The sequence below is a fragment of the Agromyces sp. SYSU T00194 genome (genome assembly GCF_040496035.1).
In the GTDB taxonomy this organism is placed as follows: domain Bacteria; phylum Actinomycetota; class Actinomycetes; order Actinomycetales; family Microbacteriaceae; genus Agromyces; species Agromyces chitinivorans.
Genome location: NZ_JBEPJZ010000001.1, coordinates 344,500 through 366,763, shown reverse-complemented (window position 1 = coordinate 366,763; position 22,264 = coordinate 344,500). Strand labels below are relative to the sequence as shown.

Sequence of the window (22,264 nt, the reverse complement as noted above, 5' to 3'; positions counted from 1 at the left end):
TGCAGCACCATGAACTTCAAGAAGATCCTGCGCGGACCGCTGCTGTACATCCTGCTCGCGGTCGTCGCGGTGTGGATCGGCTCGAGCCTCATCACCGCCTCCGGATTCAAGGAGGTGTCGACGCAGGAGGGCCTGCAGTTCCTCTCCGACGGCGACGTGTCGGCCGTGAAGATCGTCGACGGCGAGAACCGCGTCGACCTCACGCTCGCCACGGCCGATGAGGAGTACGGCTCGCAGGTGCGCTTCTACTACGTGACGCCTCGCGGCGCCGACGTCGTGAACGCGGTCAATGCGGCCGCGCCGGCCGACGGGTTCACCGACGAGGTGCCCCAGACCAACTGGTTCCTCTCGATGCTCGGCATCCTGCTGCCGCTGCTGCTCATCGGCGTCTTCTTCTGGATCATGCTGTCGAGCATGCAGGGCGGCGGCAGCAGGGTCATGCAGTTCGGCAAGTCGAAGGCGAAGCTCGTCTCGAAGGAGAGCCCCAAGGTCACCTTCGACGACGTCGCCGGGGCCGAGGAGGCCATCGAGGAGCTCCACGAGATCAAGGAGTTCCTGAAGGAGCCGGCGAAGTTCCAGGCCGTCGGCGCACGCATCCCCAAGGGCGTGCTGCTGTACGGCCCTCCCGGCACGGGCAAGACGCTGCTCGCGCGCGCCGTCGCCGGCGAGGCGGGCGTGCCGTTCTACTCGATCTCCGGGTCGGACTTCGTCGAGATGTTCGTCGGCGTCGGCGCCTCCCGCGTGCGCGACCTCTTCGAGCAGGCCAAGCAGAACGCGCCGGCCATCATCTTCGTCGACGAGATCGACGCCGTCGGCCGCCACCGCGGCGCCGGCATGGGCGGCGGCCACGACGAGCGCGAGCAGACGCTCAACCAGCTGCTCGTCGAGATGGACGGCTTCGACCCCAAGACCAACGTGATCCTCATCGCGGCGACCAACCGCCCCGACATCCTCGACCCCGCGCTGCTGCGCCCCGGCCGCTTCGACCGCCAGATCGGCGTCGACGCGCCCGACCTCAACGGCCGCCGCCGCATCCTCGAGGTGCACGGCAAGGGCAAGCCGCTCGCCAAGGGCGTCGACCTCGAGGTCGTCGCGCGCAAGACCCCGGGCTTCACGGGTGCCGACCTGGCGAACGTGCTGAACGAGGCCGCCCTGCTGACGGCCCGCTCGAACGCGCAGCTCATCGACAACCGCGCCCTCGACGAGGCCATCGACCGCGTGATCGCCGGCCCGCAGCGACGCACCCGCGTGATGAAGGACAAGGAGAAGCTCATCACGGCCTACCACGAGGGCGGGCACGCCCTCGCCGCGGCCGCGATGAACTACACCGACCCGGTCACCAAGATCACGATCCTCCCGCGCGGCCGCGCGCTCGGCTACACCATGGTGCTGCCGCTCGAGGACAAGTACTCGATCACCCGCAACGAGCTGCTCGACCAGCTCACCTACGCCATGGGCGGCCGCGTCGCCGAGGAGATCGTGTTCCACGACCCCTCGACCGGCGCCTCGAACGACATCGAGAAGGCCACCTCGACCGCGCGCAAGATGGTCACCGAGTACGGCATGAGCGCGAACGTCGGCGCGGTGAAGCTCGGACAGGCGCAGGGCGAGGTCTTCCTCGGCCGCGACATGGGACACCAGCGCGACTACTCCGAGCGCATCGCCGAGGAGGTCGACGGCGAGGTGCGCGCCCTCATCGAGCAGGCGCACGACGAGGCGTGGAAGGTGCTCAACGAGAACCGCGACATCCTCGACAAGCTGGCCGCGGAGCTGCTCGAGCACGAGACGCTCGACCACCACCAGATCGCCGAGATCTTCCAGGACGTCACGAAGCTGCCCGAGCGGCCGCTCTGGCTCTCCAGCGACCAGCGCCCGGTGTCCGACCGCCCGCCGATCGAGATCCCGGTCGCGAAGGCGCCGATCGACGCCGGCGCGGTCGACGGCGGCATCGACTCCGACCCCGAGGTCGCCGCGTCGAAGGAGTCGAGCCGCCCCGCGCGCTCGAACCCGCGCCCCGCGACGGCCTGACGCGCGCCATGGGCGAGGCGATCGACCGGCCGCGCATCGAGGCCGCCGTGCGCGAGCTGCTGCTCGCGATCGGCGAGGACCCGGAACGCCCCGGCCTCGAGCGCACGCCCGCCCGCGTCGCCGACGCGTATGGCGAGCTGTTCGGCGGCCTCGCGCTCGACCCCGTCGAAGCGCTCGGCGACGCCGTGCCGCTCGGCGTGACCGGCGACGGCGGTGCGACCACGTCCGACACCGTCGTCGTGCGCGACCTCGCCTTCCGCTCGGTCTGCGAGCACCACCTGCTGCCGTTCACGGGCACCGCGCACGTGGCGTACGCGCCCGCCGGCAGCGTGGTCGGGCTCGGCCGCATCCCCGCGGCCATCGACGCCCTCGCGGCGCGCCCCCAGGTGCAGGAGCGCCTCGCCGAGGAGATCGCCGACGTGCTCGAGCGGGTGCTCGACCCGCACGGGGTGCTCGTCGTCCTCGACGCCGTGCACGGCTGCGTCACGACGCGCGGCCCCCGTCAGGTCACGAGCTCGACCGTCACGGTGGTCGCCCGCGGCACCCTCGCCGAGGCGGCGGTGCGCGCCGAGGCGATGGCGCTCATCCTGGGGCGGGCGGATGCCTGAGCCCGACGCCCCGGCCGGTGCGCGGGAGGCCCGCCCGGGGTACCCGCTCATCATGGGCGTGGTGAACGTCACCCCCGACTCCTTCAGCGACGGCGGCCGCTGGTTCGGCACCGACGCGGCCGTGGCGCACGCGCTGGAGCTCGTGCGCGACGGCGCCGACCTGATCGACGTGGGCGGCGAGTCGACGCGGCCGGGCGCGGCGCGCGTCGACCCCGCCGAGGAGCTGCGCCGGGTCGTGCCCGTGGTGCGCGAGCTCGCCGCGATGGGGCTGCGCGTCAGCGTCGACACCATGCGCGCCGCGACCGCCGCAGCCGCAGTGGAGGCCGGCGCCGTGATCGTCAACGACGTGTCGGCCGGGCTCGCCGACCGCGACATGGCGCAGGTCGTCGCCGGATCGGATGCCACCTACGTCGCCATGCACTGGCGCGGCCACTCCGACCGCATGGACGCCCTCGCCGAGTACGACGACGTCGTCACCGAGGTGCGCGACGAGCTGTCCGCCCGCATCGACGCGCTCGGCGCGGCCGGGCTGCCGCGCGAGCGCATCGTCGTCGACCCCGGCCTGGGGTTCTCCAAGCGCGCCGAGCACAACTGGCAGCTGCTCGCACGACTCGACGAGCTCGCCGCGCTCGGCCTGCCGGTGCTCGTCGGCGCCTCGCGCAAGCGGTTCCTCGGGGCACTGCTCCCGGACGACGCCCCCGTCGCGGCCCGCGACCTGCCGACCGCGGTCGTCAGCGTGCTGAGCGCCCGCGCGGGCGCGTGGGCCGTGCGCGTGCACGACGTCGCGTCCACACGCATCGCGCTGTCGGTCTCCGAGGCGTGGCAGAGTGGTGCGCGTGAGTAGTGCCCGAGACCGCATCTCGCTGCGCGGCATCCGCGTGAGAGCCCACCACGGCGTCTTCGACTTCGAGCGCGAGCAGGGGCAGGAGTTCGTCATCGACGTCGACGCGCGCCTCGACCTCGCCCCCGCCGCCGCCGGCGATGCGCTCGCCGCGACCGTGCACTACGGCGAGCTCGCCGAGCAGGTGGCCGCCGCGGTGAGCGACGACCCGGTCGACCTCATCGAGACCGTCGCCGAGCGCATCGCGGCCGTCGTGCTCGCGCACGAGGCGGTCGAGGAGACCACGGTCACCGTGCACAAGCCGCAGGCGCCCATCTCGGTGCCCTTCGACGACGTCGCCGTCACGATCGTGCGGGGCCGCGGGTGAGCGCCCTGTTCCGGCCGCGGCGCCGCGAGCCCGGCACCCGGGTGGTGCTCGCCCTCGGCAGCAGCCTCGGCGACCGCGAGGGCACCATCGGGCAGGCCATCGCCGACGTCGACATGCTCCGGGAGACGCGCGTCGAGGACATCTCGCCGACCTACGAGACCGTCGCGATCACCGACGACGGCGCCGATCCCGATGCCCCGGCGTACCTGAACTGCGTGATCTCGATCCGCACCGACCTCAGCCCGCACGCGCTCCTCGACGCAGTGCACACCATCGAGCGGGGGCACGGCCGGGTCCGCGACGAGCACTGGGGTCCGCGCACGCTCGACATCGACATCATCGCCTTCGGCACGCTCGAGCTCTCCGACGAGACGCTCGTCATCCCGCATCCGCGGGCCTGGCAGCGGGCATTCGTGCTGCAGCCGTGGCTCGACATCGAGCCGAGGGCGGTGATCCCGGGCTACGGGCGCATCGACGAGCTCCGCGCGGTCGCCTACGACGAGGTCACGCCCTACGAGCCGGGCGGGGAGGACGCGTGAGGCGCACCGGGACTCCCACCGTGCTGCTGCTCGCCGTGGGCGGCGCGGCCGTCGCCTTCCTGCTCGAGGTGCTGGTCGTGAATGCGGGACGGGCCGCCATCGTGCCCCCGATCTCGCTCGCCGTCACCCTCGTCGGCGTCGGCGCCGTGGTGGTCGCGCTGGCCTGGCCGATCCGCCGGGCGGTGAAGGGCACGGGCCCGCGGCACGTCGACCCGTTCCGCGCGATGCGCGTGGCCGTGCTCGCCAAGGCGTGCAGCCTGAGCGGCGCGCTGCTGCTCGGCTTCGGCGCGGGCGTGCTGCTGTACCTCGTGACCCGCACGGTGCTGCCGGGCGGCGGCGCGACCTGGCTCTCGCTCGCGTCGCTGCTGGCCGCCGGCGCGCTGCTCGCGGCGGGCCTCGTGGCCGAGCACTTCTGCACCCTCCCGCCCGACGACGACGAACAGCAGGAGGAGGCGCATGTCTGAGCCCGAGGTCCCCGCCGAGGGGGCGGATGCCGCGGCGCCGGCCCCGTCCGTGATCGACGACGGCTGGCGGCGGGTGTCGCCCCGGTACGTGGTAGTCGAGGTCGTCGGCTCCGTGATCGGCGTCCTGGTCGTCGCGGCGATCGGATCCGTGCTCTGGTGGATCTTCCAGGCCTGGTGGATCGCCGCCGTCGCCGGCGCGATCATCCTGGTCTCGCTCGTCTCGATCGCGTTCGAGCCGCGTCGCGTGCGCTCCATCGCGTACCGGCTGCGCGAGGACGACCTGCTCTTCCGCCGCGGCATCCTGTACCAGCGCCGGGTGGCGGTGCCCTACGGGCGCATGCAGCTCGTCGACATCACGCGCGGGCCGGTGGCGCGCTGGCTGGGCCTCGCCGACCTGAAGCTGGTGACCGCCGCGGCCGCGAGCGGCGTCGCCGTGCCGGGGCTCCCGCTCGCCGAGGCGGAGGCGCTGCGCGACCGGCTCGTGGCGCTCGCCGAGACCCGCCGGGCGGGGCTGTGACCGCACCCGCCCCGGGAGCGCGCGCGGGCCTGTCGACGGATCTCGCCGACGGGCAGTGGCACCGCCTGCACCCGCTCACCCCGCTGCTGCGCGGCGGCATCTTCCTGATCGCGCTGATCGGCTTCGTGATCGCCAACCTGCGCGAGCGCGTGGTCGACCTGTTCCTCATCGGGATCTCGCCCGACTCGCCCATCGATGCCGACGACTTCGACGGCGACCCGATCTCGATCCTCGTCCGCACCGGCAACGTCGGGTGGGGCCTGCTCATCGTGCTCGGCATCCTCTTCCTGCTGCTCGGCGGCTTCACCCTGAGCTGGCGCATGCACACCTTCCGCATCACGGGCGAGGCGGTCGAGGTGCGCAGCGGCATCCTGTTCCGCTCGCACCGCAGCGCGCGGCTCGACCGCATCCAGGGCATCAGCATCTCCCGGTCGCTCGTGCCGCGGCTGCTCGGTGCGGCCAAGCTCGAGGTCGCGGTCGCCGGGCAGTCGGCCAGCGTGCAGCTGTCGTACCTGCAGTCGGGCCTCGCCGACGCGCTGCGCGCCGACATCCTCCGGCTCGCGTCGGGGGCGAAGGCCGAGCGGGCCGGGACCGTTCGAGCGGCCGGTGGTGCGCCGGTGACGGATGCCTCGGGCGAGCCGGTGACGGATGCCTCGGGCCGGGCCGGTGACGGCGCATCGCACGCGCCGGGGCTGGTGCACCGCCGCGTCGACGAGCTGCTCGCCCCCGAACTCGACCCCGACCTCGCGCCGCCGGAGTCGGTCGTGCACATCCCGCTCGGCCGCATCGTCGGCTCCTCGGTACTCGGCGGATCGACGCTGGCCGTGCTCATCTTCGCGGGCGTCATCACCTGGGGACTCACGTCGGGATCGGCCTGGGTGCTGTTCTCCTTCGTGCCGGCCGTGATCGGCCTCGTCACCTACATGTGGTCGCGCATCACGAAGTCGCTGCGGTACACGATCGCCGCGACGCCCGACGGGGTGCGCATCGGGTACGGGCTCCTGTCGACTCAGAACGACACGCTGCCCCCGGGACGCATCCACGCGATCCAGGTCGGGCAGCCGCTGCTCTGGCGTCCGTTCGGCTGGTGGACGATCCGCATCAACGTCGCCGGGCAGAGCGCCGGCGCCTCGGGCGACGCCGCGCGCCGCAGCCTCGTGCTGCCGGTCGGCACGCTCGACGACGTGCGCCGCGTGCTCGGCCTGCTGCTGCCCGAGACCCCGCCCGAGGTGCTCGATGCGGTCACGGAGACCGGCCTCGTCGGCCCCGGCGGCGACGCGACCTACGTGGGCGCGCCGCGGCGCGCGGCCTGGCTGCGGCCGTTCTCGTGGCGCCGCACCGGCTACGCGGTCGACGCCGACGTGGCCCTGATCCGCCGCGGTGTGGCCTGGCGCGAGCTCGTCATCGTGCCGCTCGCGCGCACCCAGTCGGTCGCGGTGCACCGCGGGCCGCTCCGCCGGGCGCTCGGGCTCTCGCTCGTGCGCGTGCACACGGTGGCGGGTCCCATCACCGCGACGCTGCCGGTCATCGGCCTCGCCGACGCAGAGGCGCTCTTCGACGCCGTGGCGGCCGGGGCGATCACCTGGGCCCGGCTCGACGTCAGCGACCACTGGGCGGGCGCGCACGCGGCGGTCGCGGCGTCCGGGGAACGCGGCGGGAGCGCCGCCGGCGGCGAGCCCGCGGTCGGAGGCGCCCATGGCTGAGCGCACCGGGCGCCTGGGCGTCGGCACGGTGGGCGCGGGCCGGGTCGGCCCGGTCCTGGCCTCCGCGCTGGCCGGGGCCGGTCACGCGCTGACCGGCATTAGCGCCGTCTCCGAGGCCAGCCGCGAGCGGGCCGATGCCATGCTGCCGGGCGTGCCGGTGCTCACCGTGCCGGAGGTGGTCGAGCGCAGCGAGCTCGTGCTGCTGGCGGTGCCCGACGCCGAGCTCGCGGCGCTGGTGGCCGGCCTCGCCGAGACCGGCGCATGGCAGCCCGGGCAGCTCGTCGCGCACACCTCGGCGCGGTACGGCACGGACGTGCTCGCGCCGGCACTGCGGCGCGGCGCCATCCCGCTGGCGATCCACCCGGCGCTGACGTTCACCGGCACGAGCGTCGATCGCACGCGGCTCGCGGGTGCGTGGTTCGGCGTGACCGCGCCGACGCCCGTGCTGCCGATCGCGCAGGCGCTCGTCGTCGAGATGGGCGGCGAGCCGCTCGTGTTCGCGGAGGCCGACCGGCCCGCCTACGCGGAGGCGATCGAGACGGCCACCTCGTTCTCGACGGCGATCGTCGAGCAGGCCACCGGCCTGCTCGCAGGCATCGGCGTCGACGAGCCCGGCCGGGTGATCGCGCCGCTGGTGCGGTCGGCCGTCGAGAACGCGCTCGCCCGCTGGGCCCCGAGTACGATCGACCTGTCCGCGCTCGCCGAACCGTTCGCGGAGGAGGACGAGTGAGCACGCCAGACGCACCGCGGGTGATCGGCGCCATCGGCGACCTCCGCGCGGCGATCGCCGCCCTCCGCGCCGAGCGCGCGGCGGGGGAGCACGCCGGTCGGGTCGCCCTCGTCCCCACCATGGGCGCGCTGCACGAGGGGCACCTCGCACTCGTGCGCCGCGCCCGCGAACTGGCCGACGTGGTCGTGGTCTCGATCTTCGTGAACCCGCTGCAGTTCGCCCCCACCGAGGACCTCGACCGCTACCCGCGCACCCTCGATGCCGACCTGGCCGCCCTCGCGCCCGAGGGCGTCGACCTGGTGTTCGCGCCGACCGCCGCGGAGATGTACCCGAACGGCCCGAGCGAGACGCGCGTCGTCGCGGGCCCCATCGGCGCCCGCTACGAGGGCGCGTCGCGTCCCGGTCACTTCGACGGCGTGCTCACGGTGGTGGCGAAGCTGCTGCACATCGCGGGGCCCGACCTGGCCATGTTCGGCCAGAAGGACGCCCAGCAGTGCTTCCTCGTCGCCCGCATGGTCGCCGACCTCGACCTCCCCGTCGAGATCGTTCCCGTGCCGACCGTGCGCGAGGCCGACGGGCTCGCCCGCTCGAGCCGCAACCGCTACCTCGACGCCGAGGCCAGGGTCGCCGCGCGCGCCCTGCCCGACGCGCTGCAGGCGGCGCGCGAGGTCGCGGGCTCCGGCCTCGCGGAGGTGCTCGCCGAAGCGGCGGGCGCGTTCGGCGACCACGAGGCGGCCGTGCTCGACTACCTCGTCGTGGTGGACCCCGCGACCCTCCTGCCCGTCGACGACGACCACCGCGGCCCCGCGCGCGTGCTGGTCGCGGCCGACGTGGCCGGCACCCGGCTCATCGACAACGCCGAGATCGTCCTCGGCTGACGCCCCACCCTCCGGGGAATCGCCCCACGCCTTCCGGACGGCGCACCGACCACGGCATTCCCGGCGCGCGGCGATAGGCTGGGGTCCGCGCATCGCGCGCCGCGCGCGCCCGCTTCTCGTCGGGCGCCGTTCCGCGGCATCCACCACCACTCGACGACCCGTGAGAGAGAGCATGGCCGAGCAGCAGAGCCCCGCCGACGCGACCGAGCCCACCGCGGAGGAGATCTCCGAGCAGCAGGCGGTGCGCCGCGCGAAGCGCGAACGGCTCATCGCCGAGGCCGACGACCTCGGCGGCGGCGCGTACCCGGTCGCACTGCCGATCACCGACGCCATCGCCGACGTGCGGGCGAAGTTCGTCGGGCTCGGCGTCGACGAGGCATCCGGCGAGCAGGTCGGCGTGGCCGGCCGCATCGTGCACCTGCGCAACACGGGCAAGCTGTGCTTCGCGGCGCTCCAGTCGGGCGACGGGGCGCGCATCCAGGCGATGGTCTCCCTCGCCGAGGTGGGCGAGGAGCAGCTCGCCGCGTGGAAGGAGCTCGTCGACCTCGGCGACCACGTGTTCGTCGCCGGCGAGGTCATCACGAGCCGCCGCGGCGAGCTGTCGATCATGGCGACCGAGTGGCGCATGGCCGCGAAGGCCATCCAGCCCCTGCCGAACCTGCACAACGAGCTCTCCGAGGAGACGCGCGTGCGCAGCCGCTACCTCGACCTGATCGCGCGCGAGCAGGCGCGCCGCAACGTGCTCGACCGCGCGGCGATCAACGCCAGCCTGCGCCGCACGTTCACCGAGCTGGGCTTCGTCGAGGTCGAGACGCCCATGCTGCAGGTCATGCACGGCGGGGCATCCGCTCGCCCCTTCGTCACGCACTCCAACGCCTTCGACACCGAGCTGTACCTGCGCATCGCGCCCGAGCTGTACCTGAAGCGCGCCGTCGTGGGCGGCATCGAGCGCGTCTACGAGATCAACCGCAACTTCCGCAACGAGGGCGCCGACTCCACGCACAGCCCCGAGTTCGCGATGCTCGAGGCGTACCAGGCGTACGGCGACTACCACTCGATCGCCGACCTCACCCAGCGCCTCATCCAGGACGCCGCGCAGGCGGTCTCGGGCAGCCACGTCGTGACCTGGGCCGACGGCACCGAGTTCGACCTCGGCGGCGAGTGGGACCGCATCTCGATGTACGACTCGCTCTCGGCAGCCGTGGGGGAGGAGATCTCGCCCGAGACGCCCATCGAGCGGCTGCGCGAGCTCGCCGACGCCGAGGGCATCGAGATCGACCACCCGCTGCACGGCAAGTACGTCGAGGAGCTCTGGGAGCACCACGTCAAGGGCGGCCTGGAGCGGCCGACGTTCGTGCTGGACTTCCCGGTCGACACGTCGCCGCTCGTGCGCGCGCACCGGTCGATCCCCGGCGTGGTCGAGAAGTGGGACCTCTACGTGCGCGGCTTCGAGCTCGCGACCGGCTACTCCGAGCTCGTCGATCCCGTCGTGCAGCGCGAGCGCTTCGTCGAGCAGGCGCGCCTGGCCGCCGGCGGCGACCCCGAGGCGATGCGCCTCGACGAGGAGTTCCTGCGGGCGCTCGAGTTCGGCATGCCCCCGACCGGCGGCATGGGCATGGGCATCGACCGCCTCCTGATGGCGGTCACGGGCCTCGGCATCCGCGAGACCATCCTCTTCCCGCTGGTCAAGTGAGCGGATGCCCCCGGTGAGCGCCGACCGCCCCGAGCCGGAGCCCGGGCCCGGCTCCGACCCGGACCCCGAGCCCGAGTCCGAGCAGCAGGAGCGCGACGCCGAGCAGCGCGGGGCCGAGGCCGAGCGGGCGGAGCGCGAGGCGGCCGAGGCGCGCGCACGTGCCGATCGCAACCGCGTGCGCGGCTGGATCGTGGCATCCGCGATGGGTCTCTGGCTGATCGGCCTGGGCCTCTGGCAGTTGCTCTCCGGGAGCTGATCGAAGCGAATCGACCCGCACGAAACCTGCACGAAATGCAAACGCACGATCCATGCGCGAGTATGCACAGGACGCAATGAACTGGTCTGGTTGACCGATTCAGCCGAATGACAGGCTGGCTGTACCCCCTGTATGGCGCACGATTCCGCAACCGGATGGTGTGACCGGCCGGGACGGTCGCCGGGCATCCTCCGGCGCCGCACGGTCGGACTGGTCCCTACCTTCCCAGATCGGAGCAACATGTCGTTCCATCGCGCCACCGCCGGCGCGGGCATCACGGCGATCCTCGCCGCGACACTCGTCGCCGGAGCCGCACCCGCGGCCGCCCTCGACGGTGCACCCGCCGTCCCCATCGTCACTCCGGTGTCGTCGCTCGTCGCGGCACCGACGAGCTACCCGTTCCAGCCCCTGCTCGACACCGTCCCGGACGACCCGTCCGACGCGTCGCTCGACCGCGGCGTGATTCCCTACGACGAGATCGCACCGATGCTGAACGACCTCACCGCGGTCAGCGACCGCATCTCGGTGCAGGTCGTCGGCCAGTCCGCGCTCGGCAAGGACATCCACCTGGTCACGCTGACCGCGCCGGAGACGCGCGGCGAGACGACTCGGCAGGCGAAGTTCCGCGAGATGATCAAGCAGAACCCGACCGCCGCGGCGAAGAACCAGTCGCTCATGGAGCACTACAAGGTGCCGATCTGGTTCAACGCCAACATCCACGGCAACGAGTGGGAGGGCACCGACGCGGTGCTCGAGTACATCGAGTACCTGGCCACGGCGCCCTACGAGGAGGTGGCCGAGACGCTGGAGCGCAACCGCCTCTACTTCACGGTCACCAACAACCCCGACGGCCGTGCACTCGGACAGCGGGCCACGGCCGACGGCTTCGACGCGAATCGCGACATGGTCACCGGTGCCACGAGCGAGGCGCGCATCATCCGCGACCTCTCCGGCGTGCTCCAGCCGACCTTCTACATCGACCTGCACGGCTACACGAGCGTGCTCCAGATCGAGCCCTGCGGGCCGCCGCACGGCGAGAACTACGAGTACGACCTGTTCCTGCCGCACGCCTACGCCGCGGCCCTCGAGATCGAGGAGGCGGTGACCGAGGCCGACATCCCGGGCAACACCTACCTCGACCTCGCGACCAACCGCGTGACGACCGAGAACACCGGTCACATCCGCATCCCGTACCGCGACATCCGGTCGGGCTGGGACGACTGGCCCCCCATCTTCACGCCGCAGTACGTCGCCTACCAGGGCGCCATCACGAACACCGTCGAGCTCCCGCTCGGCCGCACCTCGAACACCGAGCTGGGCAAGGAGCGCGCGGCGATCAACATCGAGGTCGCGGGCGTGGTGATCGACACCTCGGTGGACTACGTGATGGAGCATTCGTCGGCGCTGCTGTCGAACCAGATCGAGATCTTCCGCCGTGGCCTCGCGGGCGACCCCCTGGTCGAGATCCCCGCCGACGTCGACCCGACCTCGGTCGCCGAGCCGAGCGAGTGGGCCGAGATCTGGGACGAGACCGACGTGTACACGGCCGAGTTCCCACGCGCCTACGTCATCCCGATGGGCGACGGACAGCGCTCGGACACCGACGCGGCGACCCTGGTCGACCAGCTCATCGCGAACGGCGTCGAGGTGCAGCGCGCGAGCGCGGCCTTCACGGCGGGCGGCACGAGCTACCCGGCCGGATCGTACGTGGTCGACATGCACCAGCCGCTGCGCGGCATGGCGAACGTGCTGCTCGCAGACGGGTCCGACATCTCCGACCGCGTGCCGTCGATGTACGACATCTCCGCGTGGAGCCTCGCGCTGCTGTGGGGCGCCGACGTCGACGCGATCGGGTCGACGGGAGACCCGGCGCTCACGGCGAAGCTGAAGCCGGTGGCCGAGGCCGTGCCGACCGGCTTCGTGCCCGCGGCCGGCAGCTACCTCGAGCTCGCCACGAGCGGCGTCGCCGAGTATCAGGCGATCAACGCGCTGCTCGAGTCCGAGATTCCGGTGTCCGTCTTCGCCGACGGCTCGGTGATCCTCGGTGCGGACGCCGCGAGCCACGCGGCGGCCGTCGAGGTCGCCGACGCGTACGGGGTCGCCTTCACGGCGTCCGACGGCTCGCGACTCGCCGGTGAGGAGAGCAGCGGGCTCGACGCGCTCACGGTCGGCTACACCGGTGGCGGCGAGGAGCTCCTCACCCTGCAGAAGCTCGGCTTCGACGACCCGGTGTCGATCTCGTCGGGAGCGCTCGAGGGCGGACTCCAGCTGGACGACGTCGAGGTGCTCTGGGTCGGCGGTTCGTTGAACCTCGGCGAGGGTTCGGTGGCTCGCGCGGAGGTCGAGGAGTACCTCGCCGCCGGCGGTGGCGTGGTCGGCGAGGGTACGGCGATCTCGTCCTTCGCGAACTCGTTCGGCCTCGTCGAATCGACGGCGACGTCGGGCCGCAACGGCTCGAACGGCGTCGTCTCGGTCGACCCGGTCGACGGCGGACTGCTCGGCACGTACCCGCAGGACACGGCCTTCGTCTACCCGGCGGTCTGGTACAGCGACCTCGGACCGAACGCGGTGGTCGAGCAGACCTACGCCGCCGATCCGTTCATCGCCGGCCACTGGCGCGACCAGACGGGCCGCTCCACGACGGATGCCGCGGGCCAGGCGTCCGCGGTCTCCGCGGAGACCGACGCGGGCAACCGGGTGCTCATGTTCGGCACGTCGATGAACTTCCGCACCCATCCCGTCGGCATGTTCAGCCAGATCGGCCGCGGGCTCCTCTGGGCCGGTGCCGAGGGAGCGGAGGTCCCCGCCCCCTGACCATCGGGTGAGCCGGCGGCGCCGGTCGGGTTCGTCCCGGCCGGCGCCGTCGTGCGTCCCGCACGCCTCGCCGGCGTCCCGCCGTGCGTCCCGCACGCCTCGCCGGCGTCCCGCCGTGCGTGACCCGCCGCGTGGCGAGCACATGCGATCGCGCGCGAAGCGCGGCGTGTCTGCATGTGCTCGCCGCCAACCTGCAGATCTGCATGTTCTCGCGACAGCGTCGATCGCTCCCATGCCGCGATTCTGTGGGTGATTCTGCGTATGTGTTGCTAAATGTGGGAATCTGTGGGACTCTGAGGAACGTCGCCGGTGACCACCGCGACGAGGGGACCAGCGGGGGGCGCATGTACGCGACGGAGCGGCACGAGCACATCGCACGTGCGATCGCACAGGTCGGCCGCGTCTCGGTCGCCGAGCTCTCGCGCGAGTTCGGGGTCACCGCGGAGACCGTCCGGCGCGACCTCGACCAGCTCGAGCAGCAGGGCCGGCTCCGTCGCGTCCACGGCGGCGCCGTCGGCGCGGGCAGCACCACGCTGGCCGAGACGTCCCTGGGCGAACGACTCCCGCAGCGCTCGGACCAGAAGGATCGCATCGCCCGGGCCGCCGTCCGCCTCGTCCCCGGCAGCTTCCGAGGGTCGCTGCTGCTCGACGCGGGCAGCACCACCTCGCGGCTGGCCGACCTGCTCGCCTCCTGGCAGCCCGCCGCGAGCGACGCGACCATCGACGTGTCGACCAACTCGCTCCCCATCGCCTCGACCCTGCACGGCAGTCCGCACCTGCGCCTGCGCATCCTGGGCGGGGCCGTGCGCGGCATCACCGGTGCCGCGGTGGGGCCGGCCACCGTCCGCCAGCTCGCCGAGCTGCGCCCCGACATCGCGTTCATCGGCACGAACGGCGTGAGCGTCGAGTTCGGGCTGTCGACGCCCGACGAGGCCGAGGCGGCGGCGAAGGCCGCCATGGTGCGCGCGGCCCGCCGCGTCGTCGTGCTGGCCGACTCGACCAAGCTCGCGTCCGAGGCGCTGGTGCGCTTCGCCGACCTCGCCGACGTCGACACGCTCATCACCGACACCCCGCCGCAGGCCGACCTGGCCGCGGCGCTCGCCGCTGCCGACGTGGAGGTGGTCCTCGCATGATCGTCACGCTCACCGCCAACCCCTCGATCGACCGCACCGTCGAGCTCGACGAGCCGCTCGAGCGCGGCGCCGTGCAGCGTGCCGTCGCGACGCGCGAGGACCCGGGCGGCAAGGGGGTCAACGTGACCCGGGCGCTCCGTGCCGCGCGGGTGACCTCCATCGCCGTGCTCCCCGCCGCTCCCGGCGACCCGATGCTCGCGGCGCTCGACGCGGAGTCGGTGCCGTATCGTGCGGTGCCGATCCGTGGTCGCATCCGCTCCAACCTCACGATCGCCGAGGCGGGCGGTCCCACGACCAAGATCAACGAGCCCGGGCCGGAGCTCGACGAGGCCGCGCAGCGCGCCGTCGTCGATGCCGTCGTGGAGGCGTCCCAGGGTGCCGAGTGGCTGGTGCTCGCGGGCTCGCTCCCGCCCGGCGCGCCCGACGATTTCTACGCGCGGGTCGTCCGCGCGGTCCGCGCGGAGACGCACCCGGCCCCGCGCATCGCGGTCGACACGTCGGGCCCGGCGCTCGCCGCGCTCGTCGACGCCGAACTCGCCATCGACGTGATCAAGCCGAACGCCGAGGAGCTCGCCGAGCTGCTCGGGCGCTCGAGCGAGGCCGAGCTCGAGGCCGGGCCGGATGCCGCGATCGCGCTCGCCCGCACGATCCCCGCGTCGCGCGTGCGCACGAGCCTCGTCACGCTGGGCGCCGTGGGCGCCGCGGTCGTGGCGCCGGAGGGGTCGTGGTTCGCCGCCGCCCCGAAGATCACCGCGAGGAGCTCCGTCGGCGCCGGCGACTGCTCGCTCGCGGGCTACCTCATCGCATCCGTCGAGGGTGCGCATCCATCGGCGGCGCTGGCGAGCGCCGTCGCCTACGGCGCCGCGGCGGCCTCGTTGCCGGGCAGCGTCGTGCCCACCCGATCACAGGTCGACCCCGACCGGGTCGTCGTCACCGAGGCCGGCGCCGACGCCGCCTCCGCACCACAAGGAGCACCTCATGAGTGAGCTCATCGAGCCCGGGCTCGTCGTCCTCGACGCCGACCTCGGCCCGGAGAAGTCCGACGTCATCCGTGCGCTCGCGGGTCGTGTCGCCGCCGCCGGCCGCGCGACGAGCGCGGAGGCGCTGTACGCCGATGCCTGGAAGCGCGAGCAGCAGTCGGCGACCGGCCTGCCGGGCGGCATGGCCATCCCGCACTGCAAGTCCGCCGCCGTGACGCGCGCCAGCCTCGCCGTCGCGCGCCTGAGCCCGGGCGTCGAGTTCGACGAGGGCGAGGCCGCCGACCTCGTGTTCATGATCGCCGCCCCCGAGGGTGCGGCACAGGACCACCTCGCCCTCCTCGCCCTCCTCGCGCGCTCGCTCATGAAGGAGGACTTCGTGGCGTCGCTGCGCGCTGCCGCGACGCCCGAGGAGGTCGTCGAGATCGTGCGCGGGGCACTCCACGAGGACGCGGAGCCCGCTCCCGCGGCCGCGGGTGCTGCGGCCGGCGCCGCCGCGGCGGGCGCCACCGGGTCGACCGGCCCTGCCGCCACCGCCACGGCGGACGCGGCCGCCGCACCCCGCCCGTCGATCATCGCCGTGACCGCCTGCCCCACCGGCATCGCCCACACCTACATGGCGGCGGACGCCCTGGCCGCGGCAGCCGAGCGGGCCGGCGCCGACTACCACGTCGAGACGCAGGGCTCCGCGGGCACGACCCCGATCCCGCCAGAGGTGATCGCCGCCGCCGACGCCGTCATCTTCGCGGTCGACGTCGACGTCCGGGACAAGGGGCGGTTCGCCGGCAAGCCGGTGATCCAGGTCCCCGTCAAGCGCGGCATCGACGAGGCCGACCAGCTGGTCGCGCGGGCGCTCGCCGCGGCATCCGACCCGAATGCCGCGCGGGTCGCGGCCACCGGCGGCGGCGCCCAGGCGGCGACGTCGGCCGCGGCGAACGAGTCGATCGGCGGCAAGCTCAAGCGCTGGCTGCTCACCGGCGTGAGCTACATGATCCCGTTCGTCGCCGGCGGCGGCCTGCTCATCGCGCTCGGCTTCCTGCTCGGCGGCTACGACATCTCCAGCAACGCGGGCGAGATCGTGCTGAGCAGTGCACTCTGGAACCTCCCGCCCGGCGGGCTCGGCGAGTACCTCGGCGCGGTCGCCTTCACGATCGGCAACGCGTCGATGGCGTTCCTGGTGCCGGCGCTCGCGGGGTACATCGCCTACGCGATCGCCGACCGGCCGGGCATCGCCCCCGGGTTCACGGTGGGCGCGGTCGCGCTCATCATGAACGCGGGCTTCATCGGCGGCCTCGTCGGCGGCCTGCTCGCCGGCGCGGCGGCCTACTGGATCGGCAAGCTCCGCGGGCCGCGCTGGCTGCAGGGCCTCATGCCGGTGGTGATCATTCCGCTGCTCGCCTCGATCGTCGCCTCGGGCATCATGCTCATGCTGCTCGGCGGCCCGATCGCGACGCTCATGGCGGCCCTCACCGACTGGCTGAACTCGCTCACGGGAGTCGGGGTGGTCGCGCTCGGCGCGCTGCTCGGCTTCATGATGGCGTTCGACCTGGGCGGCCCGATCAACAAGACCGCGTACGCGTTCGCGGTGGCGGGCCTGTCCGCCGGCTCCATCGACAACCAGACCCCGTGGATGATCATGGCCGCCGTCATGGCGGCAGGCATGGTGCCGCCGCTCGCCCTCGCGCTCGCGACGGTGCTGGCGCCCAAGCAGTTCAACGAGCTGGAGCGCGAGAACGGCACGGCGGCCTGGCTGCTGGGCGCCGCCTTCATCTCCGAGGGCGCCATCCCGTTCGCCGCGGCCGACCCGCTGCGCGTGCTGCCCGCGGGCATCCTCGGCGGCATGACGACCGGCGCGATCTGCATGGCGATGGGCGTCACCTCGCAGGCCCCGCACGGCGGCATCTTCGTGTTCTTCGCGATCGGCAACCTGCTCTGGTTCGTCATCGCGATCCTCGCGGGCATGGTCGTCTCGGCGCTGGCCGTGATCGCCCTGAAGAAGTGGACGCGCCGCGCGCCCGCGGAGGCCGAACTCCCGGCCGCCACGGTGCCCGCCGCCGCCTGACCACGAGACGACGGATGCCCCGGGGCGGTGCTCGCCCCGGGGCATCCGCCTGCTCGCCCACTGCCCGTTCGCCTCGCCCCGCCCCCGCAGCGGACGCGCAGATCTGCATGTTTCCACGACAACGCGCAGCCCCCCGATCGGGCGAGTCGCGCGCGCGCCGCGCCAGCACGTATCCTGAAGGGGCTATGGACGATTTCTGGGCGAACGCGATCTGGTCGCTGGCGCCGACCGTGCTCATCGGGCTGGTGTTCTGGTTCGTGATGCGCGCGGTCATCCGCGCCGACCGCAACGAGCGCCGCGCGTACGCCCGCATCGAGGCCGAGGAGCGCGCGAAGCTCGGCCTCGACGCCCCGGCCGACGGCACGGCCGCCTGACGCATGACTGAGGCGGGCCAGGACGCGTTCATCACGTTGATCGTCGCCGGCGTCGCGCTGCTGCTCGACCTGGTCATCCGCATCGTCGCGATCATCGTCGTCCCGCGCAACCGCAAGCCCACCGCCGGCATGGCGTGGCTGCTCGCCATCTTCTTCATCCCGTTCATCGGCGTGCTCTTCTTCCTGCTGATCGGCAATCCGAAGCTCCCGAAGCACCGGCGTGAGAAGCAGTCCGAGGTCGACCGGTACATCCGCGAGTCGACCCACGGCATGGAGCGCGTGACGAGCACCGACGGCTGGCCGGTCTGGTTCGAGGGCCTCGTGCGCATGAACCGCAACCTCGGGTCGATGCCGCTGATCGGCGGCAACTCCGCGACGCTCATCGACGACTACGAGGCGTCCATCCTGGCGATGGCCGACGCGATCGACCGGGCCAAGCGGTTCGTGCACGTCGAGTTCTACATCTTCGCGCTCGACCCGACGACCCGTCCGTTCTTCGAGGCGCTGGCGCGCGCCGCCGCGCGCGGCGTCACGGTGCGGGTGCTGCTCGACCACGTGGCATCCGTGCGGGTGAAGGGGTACCGCGACACGGTGAAGTTCCTCACCGATGCGGGCATCGACTGGCACCTGATGCTCCCGGTGCAGCCGCTGAAGGGCAAGTACCAGCGGCCCGACCTGCGCAACCACCGCAAGCTCCTCGTGGTCGACAGCGAGGTCGCCTTCACGGGTTCGCAGAACGTCATCGACCGCAGCTACAACAAGCCGGGCAACATCAAGCGCGGCCTGCAGTGGCAGGAACTGATGGCGCGGCTCGAGGGCCCGATCGTCTCGGGCCTCAACACGATCTTCCTGACCGACTGGTACCTCGAGACCGACGTGCTGCTCGAACGCGACATCGTGCCGTTCTCGCAGGAGGCCGCCTCGGAGAACCTCGACTGCCAGGTCGTGCCGTCGGGCCCCGGGTACCAGAACGAGAACAACCTCAAGCTGTTCCTCACCCTGTTCTTCGCCGCGCGCGAGAAGATCATCATCACGAGCCCGTACTTCGTGCCCGACGACGCGATGCTCTCGGCGATCTCGTCGGCCACGCAGCGCGGCGTGCACGTCGAGCTGTTCGTCTCGGAGATCGGCGACCAGGCGCTCGTCTACCATGCGCAGCGCTCCTACTACGAGGCGCTGCTGCGTGCCGGCGTGCGCATCTACATGTACAAGGCGCCGTACATCCTGCACGCCAAGCACCTGTCGATTGACGACGACGTCGCGGTCATCGGCACGAGCAACATGGACATCCGCTCGTTCCTGCTCAACATGGAGATCTCGCTGCTCGTGCGCGGCGAGCAGTTCGTCACCGACATGCGCGCGGTCGAGGCGAAGTACCGCGCCGACAGCCGCGAGCTCACCCTCGAGGAGTGGCTGCGGCAGCCGCTGCGCTCGACGGTGCTCGACAACCTCGCGCGGCTCACCTCGGCGCTGCAGTAGCGCCGGGCGGTGCCGGGGCGGGCGGATGCCTCCGGCGCACGCACCCGCCGCTCATCGTCCGCGCGGCGGAACCGCGTCAGCCCCGGGGCTTCAGGCGCACCGTCGGCAGTTCGGGCGCGGGAAGCGGGTCGCCGTCGTACCCCTCGACGTGGCCGAACCGGCCCTCGGGGTCGAGATCGGCGATCACGTCGTCCTGCCAGCGCTGCCGGAACGCGACGACCTCGTCGTGGCTGCGGCCGATGAAGTTCCACCACATCACGATCTGCTCGCCGAACGGCTCGCCGCCGAGCAGCAGCACGCGCACGGGCGCGTCGTCGGCGGCCAGGCGCATGCCGCGGTGCCCGGGCGCGAGGTAGGCGAGCTCGCTCGGCTCGGCATCCGCCACGTCGGCGGCATCGGCGGCGGTGCCGGTGGCCTCGATGCGCACCGGCCCGGCGTCGACCAGCACGCCGTGCTCGAAGGCCGGGTCGAGGTCCAGCGCGACGGACCCGTGCGGCGGCAGGTCGACCTGCGCACCGACGATCGGGGAGAACACCGTGACCCCGGTGTCGACGCCGGCGAGCGACCCGACGAACACGCGCACGTCGGCGTCGTCGACCGCGACGCGCACCGCCTCGTGGCGCTCGAAGAACGGGGTGGCGTCGCGCGAGGCGTCCGGCAGCACCGTCCAGAGCTGTACGCCGTGGAGGGTGGTGGCCGCCGGAGTCGACACCTCGGAGTGCTGGATGCCGTGCCCGGCGGTCATGAGGTTCAGTTCGCCGGGGCGCACGAGGGCGTGGCTGCCGGCGGAGTCGCGGTGCTCGATCTCGCCCTCGAAGAGCCAGCTCACGGTCTGCAGCCCGGTGTGCGGATGCGGCGGGACGACCATGCCCCCGGTCGCGGCGACGTCGTCGGGACCGTAGTGGTCGATGAAGCACCACGCGCCGATGGTCGTGCGCCCGCGCTGCGGCAACGTGCGGCGCACGGTCATCGCGCGCGGCCCGCCGAGCGGCACCGCGCGCGCCGACAGGATCTCGATGCGCGACGTGCTCGGGGCATCCGGGTCGCAGAGCAGTTCGCGGGGGTCCCGCTCCAGGTTGCTCATGCGCAGATCCTATGCCCGCGCATCGACCGCCGGGTCGGCCCGCGACCAGGTCGCGATCAGCTCGCGCCGCCGCAGTCCACCTGCTCCAGGCGGAACGCCCCGACCTGCATCGTGGGCTCCGAGTCGATCCCGGCGATGCACCCGGCGAGGTCGGCGCCGAGCCCCGCGTGATCGTCCTCCGTGATCGGTGCGGTCATCACCAGCCAGAGCGCGCCGTCGCCGCTGAGGTCCGCGGCGGGCGCCGTCGTCAGCGGATCGACACCGGTCACCACGCGGAGGTCGGCCAGCGGCTGTGCGCCGTCGGGCGCCCGGTCGCGGATGGCACCGGCGTACGCGTCGTCGCCCGCGGTCCGGGCGAACTCGTAGGCGACACCGCCCTCCCAGTAGCGCTGCACGACCACCAGCCGGTCGCCCGGCGCTGCCGACGCCTCCAGCGCCTCGACGATCTGCGCGACGCTGCTCGGACCCGCCGGGCGAGCGATGCCCCGCTCCAGCGCGAAGGCGAGCACGCCCGTGGCGACGACCACGGCCAGCATCCCGGCGGCGAGGCTCCGGGCCCCGACGTGCGCCGCGGCCGCCCCGGCCGCAGCGCCGACGAGCAGCGCGCCGCCCACGGCCGACCAGATGAGGTAGCGCTCGGTGAGCATGGGCGAGACGAGCCAGGAGCCCGCGAACAGCACGACCGCCGGGGCGAGCAGCAGCACCGCGGCGAAGGCCACCGGTCGGACCCGGCCGAGGCGATCGTCGCCGGCATCCGAGTCCGCCCGGAGCAGGGCGAGCAGCGTCGCGACCGTCATGACGCCGACGACCGCGAGCGCGGCGAGGTCGAACGCGACGGCGCGTCCCGGCGAGACCGCGGCGACGTCGGCGAGGGTGGCGATCGTCCGCCGGAGGTCGTATCGGTCGAGCCATGCCAGCTGGCGGCTCTGGCCGGAGTTGGCGACGAGCATCGTGACGCCGACGGCGCCCGCCGGCACGCTGGCGAGCAGCCAGTGCACGACGGTGCGCGCGGGCCGACCGAACAGGAGCATCGCGCTCGTGGCGACCGCGACCGCCGCGAAGGGGTGCAGCAGCGTCGCGAACGCGGCGCCGAGCCCGTATCCGAGCCAGGCGAGCCACCCGCGCGTTCCGGCCCGGAGTGCGACGTCGAGCGAGAGGAGCGCCAGCACGAGGAACGCGACCGAGATCGCATACGGCCGGGCGTTCGTCGCCTGCGAGAGCATCACGGGGTTCAGCGCGAGCACCGCGCCCCCGACGAGCGCGGCGGGCGCGCCCCACCAGCGCAGGGCGAGCAGTGCCGTGCCGCCCACTGCGACGACGAAGGCGATGATCGACGGCACGCGGTACCAGGCCTCGTCGATGCTGCCGAGCGGCTGGAGCGGATGCACCAGCGCGTAGTAGGGGCCGAGCACGGCGTCGACGTGCGAGACCGCCCGTGCGAGGCCGCCGGAGTCGAGCGACGCGTGCATCGCCGTGGCGTACTCGTCGCGCCAGAGGGGCTTGGTCGATGCCCGCACGAGGGCGACGAGCACGGCGAGGAGCATCGGGACCGCCACCGAGGCGACTGCCGGCGCGGTCGGGGTGCGGGGGCGTGCGACCTCGGGCATGCCGCACATCGTAGGGCGAAACCGTGATGCGCCCACGGCGAACACGGCCCTCCCTGTGCAGGGCCGTGGCTACCCTCGTTGTATCGGAAGCCGCAACCCTGCCCGGCACC

At 73.0% G+C, this 22,264-nt stretch carries 20 protein-coding genes; 18 read left to right on the top strand and 2 right to left on the bottom strand.

Features of this window, described 5'->3' with window-relative positions; all coding sequences use genetic code 11:
• Window positions 1-9: 9 nt before the first annotated feature.
• The 18 genes from ftsH to cls all read left to right on the top strand — a co-directional run bounded on the left by ftsH (window position 10) and on the right by cls (window position 19,463).
• Window positions 10-2,028: an ATP-dependent zinc metalloprotease FtsH gene (ftsH, locus tag ABZK10_RS01785; protein ID WP_353807465.1), complete on the top strand. Its 2,019-nt coding sequence runs from the start codon at window positions 10-12 to the stop codon at window positions 2,026-2,028.
• 8 nt (window positions 2,029-2,036) lie between these two features.
• Window positions 2,037-2,636 carry a GTP cyclohydrolase I gene (gene folE / locus ABZK10_RS01780; protein WP_353807464.1) on the top strand — a complete coding sequence of 200 codons (600 nt, stop codon included), beginning with the start codon at window positions 2,037-2,039 and terminating at the stop codon, window positions 2,634-2,636.
• A complete protein-coding gene (folP, locus tag ABZK10_RS01775; protein WP_353807463.1) occupies window positions 2,629-3,480 on the top strand; it encodes a dihydropteroate synthase in 852 nt (283 codons plus the stop codon). Before folE ends, folP begins: the two co-directional genes overlap by 8 nt.
• A complete protein-coding gene (gene folB, locus ABZK10_RS01770) occupies window positions 3,473-3,844 on the top strand; it encodes a dihydroneopterin aldolase (RefSeq protein WP_353807462.1) in 372 nt (123 codons plus the stop codon). Before folP ends, folB begins: the two co-directional genes overlap by 8 nt.
• On the top strand, window positions 3,841-4,383 hold the full coding sequence (gene folK / locus ABZK10_RS01765) for a 2-amino-4-hydroxy-6-hydroxymethyldihydropteridine diphosphokinase (protein WP_353807461.1): 543 nt from the start codon (window positions 3,841-3,843) through the stop codon (window positions 4,381-4,383). Before folB ends, folK begins: the two co-directional genes overlap by 4 nt.
• Window positions 4,380-4,847 carry a DUF3180 domain-containing protein gene (locus tag ABZK10_RS01760; RefSeq protein ID WP_353807460.1) on the top strand — a complete coding sequence of 156 codons (468 nt, stop codon included), beginning with the start codon at window positions 4,380-4,382 and terminating at the stop codon, window positions 4,845-4,847. The genes folK and ABZK10_RS01760 overlap by 4 nt, the downstream gene beginning before the upstream one ends.
• On the top strand, window positions 4,840-5,364 hold the full coding sequence (locus ABZK10_RS01755) for a PH domain-containing protein (protein WP_353807459.1): 525 nt from the start codon (window positions 4,840-4,842) through the stop codon (window positions 5,362-5,364). The genes ABZK10_RS01760 and ABZK10_RS01755 overlap by 8 nt, the downstream gene beginning before the upstream one ends.
• On the top strand, window positions 5,361-7,067 hold the full coding sequence (locus ABZK10_RS01750; protein WP_353807458.1) for a PH domain-containing protein: 1,707 nt from the start codon (window positions 5,361-5,363) through the stop codon (window positions 7,065-7,067). Before ABZK10_RS01755 ends, ABZK10_RS01750 begins: the two co-directional genes overlap by 4 nt.
• Entirely contained in the window at window positions 7,060-7,797 is a 738-nt protein-coding gene (locus ABZK10_RS01745) for a Rossmann-like and DUF2520 domain-containing protein (RefSeq protein ID WP_353807457.1), read from the top strand. The genes ABZK10_RS01750 and ABZK10_RS01745 overlap by 8 nt, the downstream gene beginning before the upstream one ends.
• Complete coding sequence (gene panC, locus ABZK10_RS01740; protein WP_353807456.1) at window positions 7,794-8,675, top strand: pantoate--beta-alanine ligase; 882 nt, start codon at window positions 7,794-7,796, stop codon at window positions 8,673-8,675. Before ABZK10_RS01745 ends, panC begins: the two co-directional genes overlap by 4 nt.
• A gap of 172 nt (window positions 8,676-8,847) precedes the next feature.
• Entirely contained in the window at window positions 8,848-10,368 is a 1,521-nt protein-coding gene (gene lysS, locus ABZK10_RS01735; RefSeq protein ID WP_353807455.1) for a lysine--tRNA ligase, read from the top strand.
• A 13-nt stretch (window positions 10,369-10,381) separates the two neighbouring features.
• Window positions 10,382-10,624 carry a hypothetical protein gene (locus ABZK10_RS01730; RefSeq protein WP_353807454.1) on the top strand — a complete coding sequence of 81 codons (243 nt, stop codon included), beginning with the start codon at window positions 10,382-10,384 and terminating at the stop codon, window positions 10,622-10,624.
• Between the two features lie 240 nt (window positions 10,625-10,864).
• Window positions 10,865-13,438, top strand: a complete 2,574-nt coding sequence (locus tag ABZK10_RS01725) for a M14 family zinc carboxypeptidase (RefSeq protein WP_353807453.1) — start codon at window positions 10,865-10,867, stop codon at window positions 13,436-13,438.
• Window positions 13,439-13,782: 344 nt separating this feature from the next.
• On the top strand, window positions 13,783-14,571 hold the full coding sequence (locus tag ABZK10_RS01720; protein WP_353807452.1) for a DeoR/GlpR family DNA-binding transcription regulator: 789 nt from the start codon (window positions 13,783-13,785) through the stop codon (window positions 14,569-14,571).
• On the top strand, window positions 14,568-15,557 hold the full coding sequence (locus ABZK10_RS01715) for a 1-phosphofructokinase family hexose kinase (protein ID WP_353807451.1): 990 nt from the start codon (window positions 14,568-14,570) through the stop codon (window positions 15,555-15,557). The genes ABZK10_RS01720 and ABZK10_RS01715 overlap by 4 nt, the downstream gene beginning before the upstream one ends.
• Complete coding sequence (locus ABZK10_RS01710; RefSeq protein WP_353807450.1) at window positions 15,550-17,610, top strand: PTS fructose transporter subunit IIABC; 2,061 nt, start codon at window positions 15,550-15,552, stop codon at window positions 17,608-17,610. Before ABZK10_RS01715 ends, ABZK10_RS01710 begins: the two co-directional genes overlap by 8 nt.
• 185 nt (window positions 17,611-17,795) lie before the next feature.
• Entirely contained in the window at window positions 17,796-17,984 is a 189-nt protein-coding gene (locus tag ABZK10_RS01705) for a hypothetical protein (protein ID WP_353807449.1), read from the top strand.
• Between the two features lie 3 nt (window positions 17,985-17,987).
• A complete protein-coding gene (cls, locus tag ABZK10_RS01700) occupies window positions 17,988-19,463 on the top strand; it encodes a cardiolipin synthase (RefSeq protein WP_353807448.1) in 1,476 nt (491 codons plus the stop codon).
• Between the two features lie 76 nt (window positions 19,464-19,539).
• Here cls and ABZK10_RS01695 read toward each other — a convergent pair whose 3' ends face one another.
• Together ABZK10_RS01695 and ABZK10_RS01690 are read right to left on the bottom strand one after the other, a co-directional pair.
• The gene (locus ABZK10_RS01695) at window positions 19,540-20,547 is read right to left on the bottom strand and encodes a pirin family protein (RefSeq protein ID WP_353807447.1); all 1,008 of its coding nucleotides are present in this window, start codon (window positions 20,545-20,547) and stop codon (window positions 19,540-19,542) included.
• Between the two features lie 56 nt (window positions 20,548-20,603).
• A complete protein-coding gene (locus ABZK10_RS01690; RefSeq protein WP_353807446.1) occupies window positions 20,604-22,154 on the bottom strand; it encodes a glycosyltransferase family 39 protein in 1,551 nt (516 codons plus the stop codon).
• Window positions 22,155-22,264 lie beyond the last annotated feature (110 nt).

Bases quoted from the DNA above. Each gene is read 5' to 3' on its own strand.
- ABZK10_RS01710 (WP_353807450.1), top strand. From the start codon at position 15,550: ATGAGTGAGCTCATCGAGCCCGGGCTCGTCGTCCTCGACGCCGACCTC.
- ABZK10_RS01745 (WP_353807457.1), top strand. From the start codon at position 7,060: ATGGCTGAGCGCACCGGGCGCCTGGGCGTCGGCACGGTGGGCGCGGGC.
- ABZK10_RS01715 (WP_353807451.1), top strand. From the start codon at position 14,568: ATGATCGTCACGCTCACCGCCAACCCCTCGATCGACCGCACCGTCGAG.
- ABZK10_RS01720 (WP_353807452.1), top strand. From the start codon at position 13,783: ATGTACGCGACGGAGCGGCACGAGCACATCGCACGTGCGATCGCACAG.
- ABZK10_RS01690 (WP_353807446.1), bottom strand. From the start codon at position 22,154: ATGCCCGAGGTCGCACGCCCCCGCACCCCGACCGCGCCGGCAGTCGCC.
- ABZK10_RS01755 (WP_353807459.1), top strand. From the start codon at position 4,840: ATGTCTGAGCCCGAGGTCCCCGCCGAGGGGGCGGATGCCGCGGCGCCG.
- folE (WP_353807464.1), top strand. From the start codon at position 2,037: ATGGGCGAGGCGATCGACCGGCCGCGCATCGAGGCCGCCGTGCGCGAG.
- folP (WP_353807463.1), top strand. From the start codon at position 2,629: ATGCCTGAGCCCGACGCCCCGGCCGGTGCGCGGGAGGCCCGCCCGGGG.
- ABZK10_RS01705 (WP_353807449.1), top strand. From the start codon at position 17,796: ATGGACGATTTCTGGGCGAACGCGATCTGGTCGCTGGCGCCGACCGTG.
- lysS (WP_353807455.1), top strand. From the start codon at position 8,848: ATGGCCGAGCAGCAGAGCCCCGCCGACGCGACCGAGCCCACCGCGGAG.
- ftsH (WP_353807465.1), top strand. From the start codon at position 10: ATGAACTTCAAGAAGATCCTGCGCGGACCGCTGCTGTACATCCTGCTC.
- ABZK10_RS01725 (WP_353807453.1), top strand. From the start codon at position 10,865: ATGTCGTTCCATCGCGCCACCGCCGGCGCGGGCATCACGGCGATCCTC.
- cls (WP_353807448.1), top strand. From the start codon at position 17,988: ATGACTGAGGCGGGCCAGGACGCGTTCATCACGTTGATCGTCGCCGGC.
- ABZK10_RS01695 (WP_353807447.1), bottom strand. From the start codon at position 20,547: ATGAGCAACCTGGAGCGGGACCCCCGCGAACTGCTCTGCGACCCGGAT.